This is a genomic window from Candidatus Nitrotoga fabula, from assembly GCF_905221025.1.
GTDB lineage: Bacteria > Pseudomonadota > Gammaproteobacteria > Burkholderiales > Gallionellaceae > Nitrotoga > Nitrotoga fabula.
Window position 1 is genome coordinate 22,297 of sequence record NZ_CAJNBL010000022.1, and the last position, 16,403, is coordinate 38,699.

General features: G+C 49.9%; 16 protein-coding genes. 12 read left to right on the forward strand and 4 right to left on the reverse strand.

Annotated elements, in window-relative coordinates:
- Positions 1–403: 403 nt before the first annotated feature.
- Positions 404–1,675: a mechanosensitive ion channel family protein gene (locus tag KJA68_RS06005; RefSeq protein WP_213036031.1), complete on the reverse strand. Its 1,272-nt coding sequence runs from the start codon at positions 1,673–1,675 to the stop codon at positions 404–406.
- 388 nt (positions 1,676–2,063) lie between these two features.
- On the opposite strand from KJA68_RS06005, the gene KJA68_RS06010 reads away from it, so the two are divergent.
- Positions 2,064–3,209 carry a S1C family serine protease gene (locus tag KJA68_RS06010; RefSeq protein ID WP_213036032.1) on the forward strand — a complete coding sequence of 382 codons (1,146 nt, stop codon included), beginning with the start codon at positions 2,064–2,066 and terminating at the stop codon, positions 3,207–3,209.
- Between the two features lie 226 nt (positions 3,210–3,435).
- Here the strand turns inward: KJA68_RS06010 and KJA68_RS06015 are convergent, their stop codons facing one another.
- Positions 3,436–4,425, reverse strand: a complete 990-nt coding sequence (locus KJA68_RS06015) for a zinc-dependent alcohol dehydrogenase family protein (RefSeq protein WP_213036033.1) — start codon at positions 4,423–4,425, stop codon at positions 3,436–3,438.
- A 334-nt stretch (positions 4,426–4,759) separates the two neighbouring features.
- On the opposite strand from KJA68_RS06015, the gene KJA68_RS06020 reads away from it, so the two are divergent.
- The 8 genes from KJA68_RS06020 (at position 4,760) to KJA68_RS06055 (ending at position 12,992) form a co-directional block, all read left to right on the forward strand.
- Entirely contained in the window at positions 4,760–5,377 is a 618-nt protein-coding gene (locus KJA68_RS06020; protein WP_213036034.1) for a lipocalin family protein, read from the forward strand.
- A 326-nt stretch (positions 5,378–5,703) separates the two neighbouring features.
- The gene (locus KJA68_RS06025; RefSeq protein ID WP_213036035.1) at positions 5,704–6,615 is read left to right on the forward strand and encodes a complex I NDUFA9 subunit family protein; all 912 of its coding nucleotides are present in this window, start codon (positions 5,704–5,706) and stop codon (positions 6,613–6,615) included.
- 132 nt (positions 6,616–6,747) lie between these two features.
- Complete coding sequence (locus tag KJA68_RS06030) at positions 6,748–7,908, forward strand: CapA family protein (protein ID WP_213036036.1); 1,161 nt, start codon at positions 6,748–6,750, stop codon at positions 7,906–7,908.
- A gap of 145 nt (positions 7,909–8,053) precedes the next feature.
- Entirely contained in the window at positions 8,054–8,395 is a 342-nt protein-coding gene (locus KJA68_RS06035) for a hypothetical protein (RefSeq protein ID WP_213036037.1), read from the forward strand.
- Between the two features lie 522 nt (positions 8,396–8,917).
- Complete coding sequence (locus tag KJA68_RS06040; RefSeq protein WP_213036038.1) at positions 8,918–9,679, forward strand: peptidoglycan-binding protein; 762 nt, start codon at positions 8,918–8,920, stop codon at positions 9,677–9,679.
- 32 nt (positions 9,680–9,711) lie between these two features.
- Positions 9,712–10,293, forward strand: coding sequence for a hypothetical protein (locus tag KJA68_RS06045; RefSeq protein ID WP_213036039.1), 582 nt, complete (start codon positions 9,712–9,714; stop codon positions 10,291–10,293).
- Between the two features lie 284 nt (positions 10,294–10,577).
- On the forward strand, positions 10,578–11,402 hold the full coding sequence (locus tag KJA68_RS06050) for a hypothetical protein (protein ID WP_213036040.1): 825 nt from the start codon (positions 10,578–10,580) through the stop codon (positions 11,400–11,402).
- Between the two features lie 291 nt (positions 11,403–11,693).
- Positions 11,694–12,992, forward strand: coding sequence for a hypothetical protein (locus tag KJA68_RS06055; protein ID WP_213036042.1), 1,299 nt, complete (start codon positions 11,694–11,696; stop codon positions 12,990–12,992).
- A gap of 104 nt (positions 12,993–13,096) precedes the next feature.
- Here KJA68_RS06055 and KJA68_RS06060 read toward each other — a convergent pair whose 3' ends face one another.
- Both KJA68_RS06060 and KJA68_RS06065 read right to left on the reverse strand, forming a co-directional pair.
- A complete protein-coding gene (locus KJA68_RS06060; protein WP_213036044.1) occupies positions 13,097–13,432 on the reverse strand; it encodes a YegP family protein in 336 nt (111 codons plus the stop codon).
- A 380-nt stretch (positions 13,433–13,812) separates the two neighbouring features.
- A complete protein-coding gene (locus KJA68_RS06065) occupies positions 13,813–14,133 on the reverse strand; it encodes a c-type cytochrome (protein ID WP_213036045.1) in 321 nt (106 codons plus the stop codon).
- A gap of 486 nt (positions 14,134–14,619) precedes the next feature.
- On the opposite strand from KJA68_RS06065, the gene KJA68_RS06070 reads away from it, so the two are divergent.
- The 3 genes from KJA68_RS06070 to KJA68_RS11035 form a co-directional block, all read left to right on the forward strand.
- The gene (locus KJA68_RS06070) at positions 14,620–14,997 is read left to right on the forward strand and encodes a PepSY domain-containing protein (RefSeq protein WP_213036047.1); all 378 of its coding nucleotides are present in this window, start codon (positions 14,620–14,622) and stop codon (positions 14,995–14,997) included.
- 847 nt (positions 14,998–15,844) lie between these two features.
- Complete coding sequence (locus KJA68_RS06075) at positions 15,845–16,024, forward strand: hypothetical protein (RefSeq protein ID WP_213036049.1); 180 nt, start codon at positions 15,845–15,847, stop codon at positions 16,022–16,024.
- Positions 16,025–16,106: 82 nt separating this feature from the next.
- A partial coding sequence (locus KJA68_RS11035) for a YgaP family membrane protein (protein WP_213036050.1) occupies positions 16,107–16,403 on the forward strand: 297 nt, incomplete at its 3' end.

The window sequence follows — 16,403 nt, forward strand, 5'->3', positions numbered from 1 at the left end:
TTGTTTATGGTATTGGATTGCTACAGCCATCAGCATCGGTGTATCAAGGCAGGCCGAAATAGGGAAAACGGATTGTATGGTAATTCTCTGGCACTGCTGCTGATTTAATTATTGTACAGGGTTTGGTTTTTAAAAGAAGCTTCTTTTTCCCAAGTATGGTGTTTGAACCGGTCTATGCATATTTGCTATGCCTGCATGACTTCAATATTCCAATGATATCGTGCTGCTCATTTTATATTAAACAGTTTGGCATGGTTCATGGAAATTTTTTGTGTTTCCGGTGCGAATTTATTTTTCTGCGTTCCCAATTTTTCTGGGCTCCATATTCCATGTTTCCAGCCGTCATGAATGCTGTATTAGATAGCAACAATTATGGTTTTTTTCTGAAAATTGGCGTGTGATATTAGCAGGTGGAGTTTTTGTCTACCATGCGAATTTCCTGTTGCGGATAAGGTATTTCAATGCCTGATTTCTGGAATTCATTCCATATTTCCATATTGATATCGGAGCATAGACTGAGCCGTCCCTCTTCAGGATCCTCGATCCAGACACCCATTTCCAGATTGATACCGAAATCACCGAATGATTTTAGGAAGACTTTGGCCTCTGGATCAGTGAGTACCCTGGGATGCTTAAGCGCCGCCTGCTTCATGATTTCCATTGCACGGTGCAGGTTACTCTGGTAGCTGATCTGTACCGGGATGCTCAGACGTACTTTACGGTTGGTATAGGTATGGTTGATTACCGGAGAACTGATCAGGGTTTCGTTTGGAATGATGGATTCAGTACCGTCTCCGTTCTGCAGGACAAGATAGCGGGTAGTAAGCTGCGAAACCTTGCCATAACAGTTGTCGACAGTGAGCATGTCACCCGGGTGGATTGCTCGATCCAGCAAGATGATGAACCCGCTGATGTAGTTGCTGGCGATTTTTTGCAAGCCAAAACCTATTCCTACGCCTAAAGCTCCGCTGAAAACTGAAAGCACGGTAATATCAATACCTGCCAAAGGCAATGCAATCAGAATACCGGAAACGAATAGGCAGGCGCGGATAAGTTTGGACAGGACGACACGCAGATTCATATCCAGTTTTTCCTTGACCATGATCCGGTGTTCCAGTGCGTTTGCTATCCACATCGCCAGTAGCATGGTAAACAGGAAGGAGAGAATTCCACTCAGGATAAGTAGCAGTGAGACCCGTTGTTTGCCGATTTGGAAGCCCAGTGAGTCCATCGTGTTCATGACGGTCGGGAGATATCCCGTAAGATGCAGGGCAAAACCTGTCCAGACCGTTAAAACAATGAAATGCTCGGAGCTTTCCAGCCATTGGCTGGATTTAAAGACTTTGCGTAGAACATGGATAATCAAACGAATTAGCGTCAGTGCAAACAGAAGAGGAACCGCGATATTCAGGATATTTACGGAATGCCAGTGCTTCAGTGCATCCCTTCCTATCAGAACCAGTAACAAAGCAATCAGAGGAAAGCCGATCCGGTAGATGGCAGATATACGGATTTCTGGAATATTCCCGGTTTTTGGCAGACGTGTGCGCAACCAGTAGCTGATTCCCAAGGCCAGCAGGAGGCTGACAATGAGTACCGTGATCTGCCACAGGGCACTGGAGATTTCCAGGCCAGAAAAAAAATTAACAAACAGGTTGCTGGTAGCGCTAGTCATGAGGAGCGATTAACTTCCGGTATCCGGGAAATGGGATAAATTCTAGCATGCCCGTGAGATCAGGCTTGCCGATAAAGGGCGATGGGATGGGAATTGAAATTATGCCTGTATTTTTAAAGTAGTCTTTAATTTTGGAATCAAAATTGATCTTGGCATGATTTGATGCTATCTAAATATGGACTGGGGACTTTGAGCCGATGTGACCAGGGTATAGGGGTTCTAATAATTTTGGCCGGAGTCGTATACGGTGCATGAATGTGCAGCAAGAGGAACATGGCTTCGTTTGACTTTTTTTGCAATACCTCCGGCACATTGTCCGGTCTGGTATCATGCTGTTAATTATATGATTTTTTAAAATATAAATTTCATTGATCCTTGGATTGCTTTTATGAGTATTGAATCTCCCCGAAAACCTTCCGACCCTTTTTTTCGCCGCTTGTGGTTTACAGGCGCGTTGGTGGCTGTACTGATGGTGTTATGGAAAACGCTGTTGCCGGCGATCGAGTCTTTATGGATGCCTCCCGAGGGGCAGTCCCGTATTGTTACTGCGCGTGGGGATTTGGCTGCCGATGAAATCAGTACGATTGAACTGTTTGAAAAATCGCGGGATTCGGTGGTGTTTATATCCACTGCCACACTGGTACGCGATTTGTGGACCCGCGATGTCTTTTCCGTGCCCAGGGGGACAGGGTCAGGATTTATCTGGGATGACGCTGGTCATGTGGTAACCAATTATCATGTGATTGAGAACGCTTCCGGTGCTACAGTAAAACTGGCTGACGGGAGGGACTACAAGGCAGCTCTGGTGGGTGCCAGCCCTGCGCACGATATTGCGGTGCTGCGCATAGGGGTGGGTTTCAAGCGTCCGCCGCCTGTCCCAATCGGGACGAGTCACGATCTGAAAGTGGGGCAGAAGGTTTTTGCCATTGGCAATCCATTCGGGTTGGACTGGACATTGACCAACGGAATTGTATCAGCGCTGGATCGCTCTCTTGCTGGAAATGGTGGCTCTGCCATCGAGCATCTGATCCAGACGGATGCAGCGATCAATCCCGGGAACTCGGGAGGGCCGCTGCTGGATTCAGCGGGTCGGCTTATAGGTATTAATACCGCCATATACAGCCCCAGTGGTGCTTCCGCCGGTATTGGTTTTGCTGTTCCTGTGGATACCGTTATGCGTGTGGTGCCGCAATTGATCAGAAAAGGCAAATACCTGCGCCCGGCGCTGGGTATAGACGTCGACCAGCAAATAAACGAGCGTTTGACTGCTATCGCTGGTATCAGGGGCGTGGTTGTGCTGCGGATACACGCTGGGTCGGCTGCAGAAAAGGCCGGCCTCAAGGGCGTAACTCTGACCCAGCAGGATATGAAACTTGGCGACATTATTGTGGCTGTCGGTAATAAAGGTGTGGATTCTGTGCCGAAGCTGCTGGCGCGGCTTGATGAGCATCAGGTAGGGGATGTAGTCCAGATTACCGTGGTACGTCAGGGTGAGAAGCGTGAACTATCTGTAATTTTACAGCCCGGGAATTAAGGATTGGAGGAAGTTAGGCGACAGGGTGGCTACGGGCAGGGCAGGCATAGTACATGTATGAAGTATCTTTGCTGTCCACTAATAAAACTGCTTTCGGAATTCCTGGTTTCTGCCGGCGGTTAATAGAGTATGTGATGCCATTAGCGTATTTGTTTTCCAGTATGCTGTATCCGTGTGGAACAGGCAGGTAAATTTGCACATGGTTATTTCAGGTTTACCCGGTTGGTTAAGCCTGCATGGTCAGCACTGCTGCGCCGTGAATCTTGCCGTTCCGAAGGTGATCGAGAGCCTGGTTTGCCTGATGCAGGGGAAAAAGCTCTACTGTGGGCCGGATGCCTGCTTTGGGGGCGATTTTGAGGAATTCCTCTCCGTCACGCCTGGTTAGGTTGGCAATGGAGCGGATCGTGCGCTCCCCCCATAGGATGGAATAGGGAAATCCGGGCACGTCGCTCATGTGGATGCCAGCGCAAACGACAGTTCCGCCCTTTGCAGTGTGGTGCAGTGCTTGCGGTATCAGTGCTCCGACCGGTGCGAACAGAATGCATGCATCCATTTTGTCGGGTGGCGCTGTGTTCGAGTCTCCGGCCCATGCCGCACCAAGTTCCCGGGCAAAATTCTGTCCAGGCTGGTCTCCTGGTTTGGTGAAGGCAAAGATTGTCCGTCCCTGCCAGATGGCCAGCTGGGTAATGATGTGGGCAGCAGCGCCGAATCCATAAATGCCGATCCGTTTTGCATCTCCCGCTGCAACTAGGGCACGATACCCGATCAGTCCAGCGCAAAGCAGGGGAGCCGCTTCTGCATCGCTATAGCATTCGGGTACGGGAAAGCAGTAGTGAGAGTCTGCCACGGTGAATTCCGCGTATCCCCCGTTCAGCGTGTAACCGGTAAAACCTGCCTGGTCGCACAGGTTTTCGCGTCCATCGGTGCAATAATGGCAAAAGCCGCAGGTTCGGCCTAGCCAGGGGATGCCCAGTCGCTGGCCGATGGCAAAATTTTCCACCAGCTCCCCTTTCATTGCCACGGTGCCAACGATTTCATGCCCCGGAACCAGTGGCAATTTCGGATATGGCAGTTCTCCATCCAGAATATGAAGATCCGTGCGGCATACACCGCAGGCACTGACCTTGAGCATAATGTCGTTCGGGCCGCATGCAGGGAGAGGCAAATCGGTCATTTGCAATCGTGACCCCGGAGTGTTCAGAATCATTGCACGCATATTGTGCCTCGAATTGTTGTACGATAACGGAAGGCAATTATATGCAATTGCTGAATTACGGACGTGAATTTGCGCATGATTGCTGTTTTCATGGGTTTCATGCTCAGGTAAGGGTGTCATAATCAACAGGATTCACAGAATGGAAGAGTCTGGACCTTGCCGGGAAAATCTGCAGATGGAATTCAACTTTCTGAATTGTATTCAATTTATTATTCCGAACCATAAAAATGGTTGGTATGGAAACAGATTGTTATATATATAATATTTACATTTCTACCTATATTTATGGGCTGGATTTAGGGGTTTTTAAAAATTCACCACGGAGATGATACACATGCAATGTAAGCGGATCCTCGTGATTTTTTCTTTGTTCACGTTCATTGCCAGTGCAATGGCTACGAATGATGGGAAAGCGGCAAGTTTTCCGGCGTCCCGGGAGCCTTTGATTCCCATCCCGTCATTAGATGTTCCCCGTTATATGGGAATCTGGTATGAGATTGCAAAATTTCCGAACCTTTTCCAGCAAAAATGCGTGAGCGATACCTATGCGGAATATGCCATCAGGGAAGATCGCAGCATCCAGGTCGTGAACCGCTGCAAACTGGAAAGTGGTGAAATGGATGAAGCAATCGGCGTTGCCAAGCAGTTGGGAGAGGGGACGTCTTCCAGGCTCAAGGTTCGCTTTGCACCCGCTTGGCTTTCTTTCATTCCTGCTGTCTGGGGAGATTATTGGATTATTGATCTGGATGAGCAGTACCAGTTGGCAGCAGTGAGCGAGCCGGAACGCAAGTATCTATGGGTGTTATCGAGGACCCCTGAGGTCGGACAGCCGGCCTACCAGAGCCTGCTCAGGCGGCTGGAAAAGAAAGGACTGGATGTCAGTAAACTGGTGATCACCAGACACGGAGATGCATCTCGTATCCCGGAGAGCCGGACAACCGTGACTGAATAGGCGTTCAGCTTTTTCCTGCGCGCTTGGAGTCGAAGGTTTTCGTAGTGCTGCATCAGTATCCGGACAGCGGGGAATGGTCCGAGGTGGTGGGCAATTGTTGCAAGCTTTGCTTCGGAAATTCGCCCGTCAGCGAGTTGAGCAATGCGACATCTCTGCATGAGCAACCTGCGGCCTGTCTTATCCGAGAGTTTTCTGGAAGCCCGTATTGATCCGTTCTATCCGCTATAGCCAGGTTCTGCTGTCCAGGGGATGAAAATTTTTTGCCCGGTTATAATATTGTCCGCGTGTACCGCTTATTTCAGGGTATTAGTCAGAGGGAAGGTTCCATGAAGATCGGTAAAGCCTGTATCATTGGTGGTAGCGGGTTTGTAGGCAGGTATCTTGCGCACAGACTCAGTGCTATGGGGTGCAGCGTGGTTATCCCCACGCGCCGCCTCACGCAAACCCGGCAGAACCTGGTTCTGCCGGGGCTGAAGATGGTGAAAGCGGATGTCCATGATGCTGCCGAGTTGGAACCAATAGTGGCCGGCATGGACGCAGTTATCAATCTGGCCGGTATTCTGCGTGGAGATTTTACCGCGGTGCACGTTGAATTGCCCAGGAAGATTGTGGCGGCATGCAGGAGAAATGGTATCAAACGACTGCTGCATATGAGTGCGCTCAATGCCCGCAGGGACGCGCCCAGCGAGTATTTGCGTTCCAAGGCAGCAGGAGAGCAGGAGGTGATGGAAAGCGGCTTGACGACAACGATTTTCAGGCCGTCCGTCATATTTGGAGAGGGAGACGCCTTTCTTGCCCTGTTTGCAAGGCTGACGCGATTTTTTCCGGTATTTCCGCTGGCTTCGCCTGATGCCCGATTTCAGCCGATTTTCGTCGGAGATGTTGCTCACGCATTTTCAACAAGCCTTGCCGATCCCGCCACCTTTGGCCAGAGCTATGACCTTTGCGGACCCAAAATCTACACCCTGAAGCAATTGGTGCAATATGTGGTGCAGATTACCGGGCATCATTCCATGGTCATTGGACTGAATGACCGCCTGTCTTATTTGCAAGCGCTGATGATGGAACACATGCCTGGAAAGCTCATCACGCGCGACAATTACTACTCGATGAAAATTGACAGCGTTTGCAATTGTGGCGCGACTGAAAAATTTCAGGCCGTTTTTGGCAGTCCATTGGTTGAACTGGAGGAAGCTGCTCCCCAGTACCTTGCGCGTATTCCGTCGGGCGTCATATAGGTTATCCGGTCATTGAACGGGTTATGAGCATTCTTTGCAGTAAGAGAGCTTTCAAATGAGATGCGGAGATTTTTTCTGCTGGTTGCCGGGGATGCTGCAGACCCGGATGCCGGTTAATGTATCCGTTGAGAAATGGGCGACCCTGTGTCTCCGTTGAGCACACCTATCCGGCTGTTTGTGTGTGGCGACGTGATGCCGGGAAGAGGAGTTGATCAGATCTTGCCTTTCCGGTGTGCCCCGCAGCTGCATGAACCTTACGTTCGTGATGCCGGACGGTATGTCGATCTTGCAGAGAAGGCCAATGGGGCAATTCGCAGGCCAGCCGGTTTTGATTACATATGGGGCGATGCGCTTGCAGTATTGAACCAGAATGCACCCGATGCACGCATCATCAATCTGGAAACCAGCATAACAGAAAGTAATGCACATTGGCCGGACAAGGGCATACACTATCGTATGCATCCCGGAAATGTCGCATGTCTTTCAGCCGCAGGAATTGATTGCTGCGTTCTTGCGAATAATCATGTCATGGACTGGGGGTACGCCGGGCTTGCAGAAACATTGAATACGCTGGAAAAGGTCCACATCCGGACCGTAGGGGCAGGAGCAAACCTGAAGCAGGCCCAGGCTCCGGCTATTCTGGATGTGACTTCCAGGGGCAGGATCATTGTGTTTGCTTATGGTGCTGTATCCAGCGGGATTCCGGAAGAATGGTCTGCCCGGTCCGGTCTGGCAGGGGTGAATTTATTGGCGGATTTGTCCCGCAGGACGGTAGATCAAATCGCAGCAAGGGTACGTCAGGTGAAATGTCCGGGTGATGTGGTGGTGTTTTCCATACACTGGGGGAGAAACTGGGGGTATCAGATTTCTCAGGAATGCATCGATTTTGCGCATATGCTTATCGATTTTGCCGGTGTGGACCTGCTGCATGGCCATTCTTCCCATCATCCCATCGGGCTGGAAGTGTACAAGCGAAAACTTATTCTGTATGGTTGTGGGGATTTTCTGAATGACTATGAAGGAATCAGGGGTCATGAAAACTATCGCGGCGACTTGACTCTGATGTATTTTATTGATATTGATCCCGGTACTGGAATGCTGGTTGAACTGAAAATGGTCCCAATGCAGATCAAACAGTTTCGATTGAATCGCGTGCAGCAACCGGATGCAGCCTGGCTGCAACGTGCTTTGCAGGATCATAGTTGCAAATTCAACAGCCGGATTGAATGTACTCCTGGACAGACGCTAAGAACGGTTCTGCAGGAAAAAAACTGGCAGGCGTATGTGTGTTAATTTGACTGAATGCGGTAAAAAATATTTTAACAGGCTGACTGGCTCCGGGCTTCAGTTCCGACGGGAATCTGTGCATGGAGGTTCTTTTGCCGTACAAGATTCTTCAAAGAGCCAGCCTGATTGACTTCAGGAAATATACTGACCCATGATTTTAAATTCAATGAAAAAACTTCCGTATCCTTCTTCAAATTCTCACGGTTTGCTGCGCAAGATCACAGGTGTGGTTGCAACGACTACCCTGGTTGCCCTGTCTCTGATGTTTTCAATCCTGTTGCTGGTTATGATACTGGTTGCCGGGTTAGGGGCATGGGGATATTGGTGGTGGAGAACACGGGATATGAGGAAGCATGATTCATCGGGTAATGAGGTGGGCGAGGGGGATGCAATCGCAGGGGAAGTGATTGGGGAAGAGGTCATGAGCGGTAAGTTCATCAGAGGCAAGATCATCGAGGGCGAGGTGATACGCAGGACAGATTGCCATTCCTGAATGGAACACTGGATGCCATGACACAATTCAGATTGCCGCGGAAGGATGGGAACCAGCCTGGCTGGTTTGCCCGTTTTTGCCGAAGTTTGATCTTCTGCCGGGGAAGCAGTACCTGTCGCGGTCAAAGGAAGAATGCACACGTGAACACAGAACTTTATCCGGATTGAATTTTTTTGTGGAAATTGTGATACAGTTTGTCATGCACTGATCATGGGGGAAAATATTATGAACAATACTAAAAATATTCCTTTGCTGGCGCCTTACGGCTCCATGAAATTCCTCGCTCTATCCACAAAAATTGCAGGCAAAGTTCCTTCCGGATAGGCAAGGCGGGTTGGTTTCATTCCAGCTTCTCCGGCCTGCCTTCATGCTTGCACCGGTATTGTCGAGTTCATCGTCAGCTTCACATTAGGATCACAAGTGATCCACCTGGCGCGGGAAATGGCTGGATGGCTTGGCATGGCCCACCGATACGGATTGCATGGGCTATCATCAGAAACACATGGATAGAGGGAGCGAATCGTGAGCGTAAATGATCTTACCGATGTACCGGCCGATATGAATACGGGGGTGAGAAGTGCCAGGCAGCAAACTATGTTGGCCCTTCTTGGGAATCCCCGTTCTTCTTATGATGTTGATTGCCAGGCCATCACCAATGCAACACTGAAGATGCAGATCGTCCTGGAAGATGTGGGGCCATTCAGGGTAACCGGTCTAAAACCCGCTGTCGAGGATCTGCGCAGGATATTCAATCAGGTCAAGAAAATTCATCCAGGGCTATACGCATCCCTGGGTACGGCGGGAATGCTTTGCTGCCGGTTGGTTCGAGGCACGCAGATAGGAGCGATCAGCAATCATTCGTGGGGAACTGCGATCGATATAAAAATCAACGACCAGCTTGACAGGAGGGGCGATGGCAAGGTGCTGCAGGGACTGGTGGATCTTGCCCCATTTTTCAATGAGCAGGGATGGTTCTGGGGCGCCGGATTTGGAACCGAGGATGGCATGCATTTCGAGGTTGGAGAGGATCGGATACGGGAATTCCATCAAGCAGGCTTTCTGGGGCATGGCATGGAGGCTCCTGAACCTGCACTGAGCATCGGAGACCGCGGTCCGGAGGTGCGCCGCCTGCAGGAAAGACTAAATTTCTTTGGGGCGGAACTGATCCCGGATGGGATATTCGGCCCGACCACACATGCTGCGGTTATGGCATTCCAGTCTGGGAAGGGGTTGGCTCCGGACGGACTGGTGGGTCCTAAAACCGCTGAAAAATTGGGCTTGTAGCATTTCTATCGCGTCTTCAGGATTGCACAATCATGAGATTCGCCCATTTTTTACTTTTGGCATGGTTCATGTTTGCGGCCTGTTCTGTTCATGCTAAAGAAAGTAGCGTATATGTTTCGTTGAGTGCACCTTTCTGCATGACACCGCCGCATCCGGTTGCCTCCTTCTATCATGCCCGCAGTCTGGAAGTGGGGGAGTGCCGTTTCAGAGCAAGATTCCGCTCATTGCCGCTTCACCTGTATGTGGTTTCCAGTGACGAGCGTTCCTGGATCGACCTTCGGGCCGGGAAAACAATATGGTCCAGCGAAGATGAAGTGGTATATGAAAAAGAAAACCAGTTCGGTCATTTCCCCAATGTAGGGAAAGCGCCTGCAGAAATCTGGATTAATCCGCATGGCGTTGCTTCCGGAATGATTTTTCGCGTTACAGCTCAGTCACCTGATGCAACCCTGTCCGCAGGTGGAGTTTCCAATATTTCAAGGTTATTCGTGCTGGGTTTCAGGGAATCCGGGATATGCTTTCTGGGGCTTGCCCGCAGCAACCAGGCGGCCCGTGGATTGCTGGCTAAGCGAACATCCTGTAAAAGAATGCTCAAGGAAGAATTGCTGCAATAATCTGGTTCGGTCTTGGGAAAATTTTTCCCGACCGGGTTCACCGTTTGCTGGTTTTCCGGTATTTTAAGTGTTATGTGCGATACCGTACAGACTAAATGGACAGAGAACATTCAGTCTGTATTCAATACGTGTAAGAGTGCTTTTTTGAATATCCTTATGCAATCGGTAAAAGAATTTCAGCAGGATGCAGCTTGATCCGTTAATGTAATCATTGGGTCATTTATGGTGTTGAATAAGGATAAACGAGCAAAACCCAGTTTTCTCTATCTGAAAAAGGATAAGACATGAAAAATAAGGTGATTGGAATCATTTTTGCAACTCTGCTGGCAGCCTGTGCCAGTGATGAGCCGCCGCCCGGAGATTTTGAACAGGAACCGGCAAAAACCGGGAAATCGCTTTCACCTGCTGATCAATCTGCGGTAAAAGCTGCAGCGGATGAAGCCGCGAAAAATGTGGCGGCAGAAGCGGCCCGTTTGCAGGCGCAGCAGGCTGCCGAACTGGAAAAATCCCGGCTGGCCGAAATTCGCGTGGCTGAAGAAAAGGCCGAGGCTGAGGCGAAACGGGAGGAGGCACAGGCGGCCGCCGATGAGCTTGCCGCAGAAAATGATGCTCGTGCTCGGGAACAGGCTTCCGCAAGGGAAGCAACGGCGAAACAGGCGGAAGAAGAAGCTGCATTGCTGAAATCCCGTGCAAATGCACAGGAAAAGTCCCGGATGCAAGCCGCAAGAGAAAAGGCTGCAAGGGAAGAAGCGGATGCGGCCGCCCGGCGTGAAGCAGAAAATGCAGCCCGCGCTACCAGGGAACAGCGGGCCGAGGCCGCTCTGGAGACAGAAGTGGCGAATGCCGCCCCGGTGGATGCGGCAGTCAATTCTGCAGGGATGCCTGCACAGGAAAAATCTTCGGGAGATGCGCAGGCTGAAAGTGCGGTTGCGAATATCGAAGATGCTCTCGACAAGGCCTCGGATGTTGCTCCTATTCCGGAACAGAAAGCAGCACGGAAGTTCAATTGGCAGTGGCTATGGGTAGTGCTTCTGGTTGTGGCTGTCGGCTGGCTCTGGAAGAAGCGAAAATCGAATCAGAAAAATGATAACAGCACAGCGGATGTGTAGGCGGGTTCACCGCGTATGACAGGTTGTCTGGTGAAACTGGCAGTTTTATTTTCCGGCCATTAATTTTTTATGGGTGTGTTCATTATTTTGAACCGTTATGTGCGATATCGTACAGATTGAATTTCAGGAATCCAACAGACTGTAGCTGCTTATGCATTTTCAAGCGAAAAAGAATGTCCGGTTTTCAAGATGTAATGAAATAAACCAGGGTCGTTATTTTTTGAAAAGCGCTTTCCTATATAAAGTTGTTCATAACACTGGAAAGCATTGCTGTTTGATACAGGAGGAATCATGAAAAACTCGATGAGCGGGGTAGTTTTGGCAGCCTTGCTGGCTGCGTGTGCCAGCGATGAACCGTCGGAAGTCGACATCAAGAAGATGGATCGTACTTCTGCTGGCGCGGATGCTCCTATTGCTGCAGCAGAAGAGGTTCTATCGGGGCCAGATCGGACTTCCGAGCTGGATCAGTCGAGACTTAATGCAGCCAGAGAGGCGGCACTCCGGGCGGAAGCCGATGCGGTGGCCGACAGGCAAGCAGCCAGAGCCACTGTGGTAATGGATAAGGGGAATGCCGGAATGCTGGCAGAGCTGGAAGCAGCCAGAGCGGCAGCGGCCCGGGCAGAGGCAGAAAACATGGCGGCAAGAACGGCTGAAATCCGCGAAGCGGAGAAATTAGCGAGACTGGCCGCTGAGCGGGAAGCGGCCAGGGCGGCTTTAGCGAAATCAGGAGCAGAAGAGGCATTGTTGCAGGCGGCGCGTGCGGCAGAACTTCATGCCGCCGAACTCGAAGCTGCCCGGATTGCGCGGGAAAAAGCAGAGGCGGAAGCAGCCGCGGTCAGGGAATCGGCCCGCGCGGCAGCCAGTCATGAAGCAGAGAAAGCGGCCAGACTGGCCGCCGAACTCGAAGCTGCCCGGATGGCACGGGAAAAAGCAGAGGCGGAAGCAGCTGCGGCAAGAGAAGCGGCCAGACTGGCATCCTCTGGTGATGCGGAAAAGTCAGCCAGGCTGGCTGCGGAGCTAAAAGCCGCTCAGGCGGCCGCTGCCCAAGCCGGGGCGGAAACGCTTGCAGTCAGGGAGGCAGCCGCACGTGATGCGGACAAGGCGGCCAGGCTGGCTGCAGAGCTGGCTGCGGTCAAGGCGGAAACCGATGCGCTGAAGGCGCGGAAAGCGGCCAGGCTGGCTGTGGCCAGTGATGCAGGCAGTGCTGCCAGGTTTGCAACCGGGCAGAAAATGGCAAGGAAGGATCAGCATAAAGCTTTATCCGGTGCGGCAGGGTCGAAGCGTGTACAGACTGCGGGAACCCAGGGGGAAGTTGCCAGGAAAGCTGCGGGGCAGAGCATGATTAAAGAGGCAGAAGCGGGTACATTGGCTGCCCAGCCTTCCGAAACGGTTTCTGCGCCTGGAAAGGGAATGGAGGAATCCAAAGTCGAGGCTGCTGCCCCCGGGTCAGCTGGTATGTCCGAATCTACAGCGTTGTCTCCAGACGTAGAGGAAAAGCAGGGTTTTAATTGGCAATGGCTGTGGGCATTGCTCCTGGTTCCGCTGCTTGGCCTGATCTGGAAACGCAGCTCATCTGAGAAATCTGCGTGAAATGTCTTTGTGCCTGCAGTCGGTCGATTCAGGCCGATCTGGCAGCTCCCCTACCTAAACTGGGGGCTGCCAGATACTATTGCGATTGCAGTCAATAGTGAACTTCAAGTGGTCATGTCCATTACATCGGCATCGGGTGCTCCGTTTTGGATCCATTTTATTGCTTTGTCACGGTCAGCGGCAGATTCATGAGATTCGCTGGTGCCGATAACCTGGCCATTGGTTGCTTTGAGGTTGAACATGAATTTCCCGCTCTGCGTTTGCTTGCACTCATAGCGGGCATCCTCTGGTGCGTTCTTTTTTACCGACTCCACTCCGTTGGTGCATCCGGATTTTGCGGTATAGCCTTCGCTTACCAGTACAATTTTTCCGTCGCTTGTCTTTAACCTGAACCTGAATTCCTCAGCTTTGTCCTTGTATATTTCAAATTTTCCAGCCATGGCAAGTCTCCTTTCGTTTATAAGAGGTCGGATGCTGCATTCTGGTGACCCGGTCAGCAAATCCGCTGACAACAGGATTCTACTTGAATTTTAATAATGGAATGCAGTTCATATAATATGAATTCTTAATCCTGCCTTTTTTCCCGGAATGAAAAATCCATGCAGTATGCGGAACGGCTGCATGAACGCAGCCACAGTTGCAACTGGCAGGAATGGATCGCAAATCGAATTTCAATTCTGAAGCAGGGTTAAGCTGGTATATTGCCGTCGTTTTAGGAGAGAATCCATGAAAAGGATCGGGTTGCGCGTCAGATAAATGTTTGCTGTGGATCGGTACCGGTAACTGGGTGAATGGGTCATGCAGATAGCCTGGATGTGGCTTATTTCGTCAGCCCTGCAATGAATTTTGCCAGTGACTGGATTTCCGCATCGCTTGCGCCCATGCCTTTTGCCGGCATTTCTCCGTAATCCCAGCCAAACGAACCACCGGAGGTAATGCTGGCGGCAATTTTTTTCACCGCGTCCTTGTCTCCTTTATATTTTTCGGAAATTTCCATGAAAGAAGGGCTCATGCTGCTACTGTCTATGGCATGACATTTGCCGCATCTGGCCGTTCCTTCCATTGGCATGTCGACAGCAGGCACGGAGCCTGAAATGAGCAGTCCTGCGGTTGCAAGTATGGCTGTAGAAATAGGGTTCATTTTCTTCTCCAGTAAATCAATCCAGTTCGGGTTGGACAGGCAAGCCTCATGATGTGGGTAAATCTTGCTTACTATAATTTACCGGTAAGATTTTTTCCACCAGGGATTTTCATGGGGTATTGATCTTGAGACATGATGATCCAGTGACGATCGGATGCAACGTGTGAATGTCTGTGTATGGACATATATCCCTGTCTTAAGAAATGTTATGTACAGAAGAATTTCTGGTTCTTCATTTTTGGATTATCCTGGGTTGGAATGCATGCCACTTAAGCAGTCCGTTCTGCAATTTCAGGAACTGGACGGATGTTCTGTATTCCTATACAGTTATCATCCGAAAGCCGGAATGCAGTTTTGTGGGATTTTTAATGAAACGGATACATTATATATAATGTATCCTGTTATCCATTCTGGAAAAAATGTGTTGCGTGGTTTTCAGCGTATTGGAACTATAATTTTTCTGTGATCAATCAAAAGGAGACTGAAATGAAAAAAACAATCGGTGTAATCCTGATAGCCAGTGCATTTGGATTCGGCATGGTATCGGCGTATGCGGATGGAGGATCCAAGGACAAATCAGGCATGAAGATTTGTAACTACGATGAGCATAACCAGAAAATGCATCAGTGTATTCAATCCGCGCTGAAAAAGCATCCGGGCGGGATCGTAGAAGTGGAATTTGAAAAGGAAGACGGGAAATCGAAATTTGAAGTCGAGATCGAGGGAGCGGACGGAAAAAAATGGGAGGTGGAATGTGATCTCACCACCGGAGAAGTAATCGAAGACGAGGAAAAGAAGGATGCTAAAGACAAGCAGAATGCCGGTGTAAGCGCCAGCGAATACTACAAAACCAGTCCGCTATAAGCGCCAGAAGGCAGGAACCGGCTCAGGATCTGAAGTTATCGCAACCGGGTTGCAGCACTGTTTGCAAAACAAGGTTTGCCGGTTTTTGAAGGGGGTGCGATCCGGGTTCTAACAGCGAAAAGTCGCCCTCACGGGTTCCCCTGTTCCGCGTATCATGGGAATGGATTGCTGACGAAGGATTTTCGCAGAGGGAATCTCCGCTACAGGCTCTGGATTCGGAGTCGAGGTCAAACCAGTCTATGCCGACTGATTTGACCTGTATCCTTAATATCAGGCTCAATTTAAGTTTGAATGTTGCCAGATGCAACCAGTTTGACCGGATATCTGGCTGATCAGATCGTTGCATGGGAAGTGTATGCCAGCTGGATGCTATCCGGGTGGCCTGTGTGTGTCCAACCGGAGTGGTTCCGCCTTGCTTCCTGGCTTTTCAGAGGAAATTCAGGGAAAAAAATGGCAGATTGCAAAAATCTGCCGGGAGAGAGAAGCTAAGGAGATAGTTATTCTTATGCCAAGATAATAATGTAAGTGCGATTAATTATCAATCATTATTGTGCTGGGAATGTTTCGACGGGGCTGACATTCAGGCTGGGCAGGTGCAGTGCATCGCGCAACCTATATTTCTGATTCGGGCTTGTGGATTCCATTTAAAGACTGCAATTCATTGAAACTTTAGCATGATGGAATTTTATCCGGGGAAAATCCCAGTTCATGGAATTAAAACAGGAAGAGTTCTGTTGCTATTGTTCGATAACGCACAGAAATTGCTGTCAGAATCGAACATAATGTAAAAAAATTATAAGCCTGCCAGCAGAGTCTGCATGTCGGTACAGTCATCTGGAGTGATGCAATGAATAATGACGAAACAAAAAAAATTTTATTGGCTGATATTGAATATTTTCGGGTGAAAGCCGGATATTATCATTCGCTTCGTCTATTTGAAGCGGAAAAATATGCGAACAGCCTTGCCTCTAATATTGAACTGGCGTTGACAACCATGTCTTTTGATGGCGGTATGGAAACTGCTTGAGATAGTCCAGCAGCCATTCGAGCTTGAATTGGGCAGGTGCTGCAAGACCTTGCGGTAATCTGGTTGATAGGGAGAGAATACCATGACAAAAAACGTGGGTGGCGTGGATCGCGTAGTCCGGATCGTGGCGGGTCTGGTTTTGATTGTTTTGGCGGCTAGTGGCCAAATTGGGCCATGGGGATGGCTGGGTATCCTGATTCTGGGCACAGGAATTCTTGGTTTTTGCGGTGTTTACAGGCTGCTTGGTATCAGTACATGTCAGGTGAGGGAAAAGAAGGCTTTACCATGGTTTAAGCTGTTCAGGGCTTTACCAGAGAAAGATGGTTGCCATGTTTTTATGCCGAAACCAGACTGTTCCGGATCGTTCAGAAGTGATAAG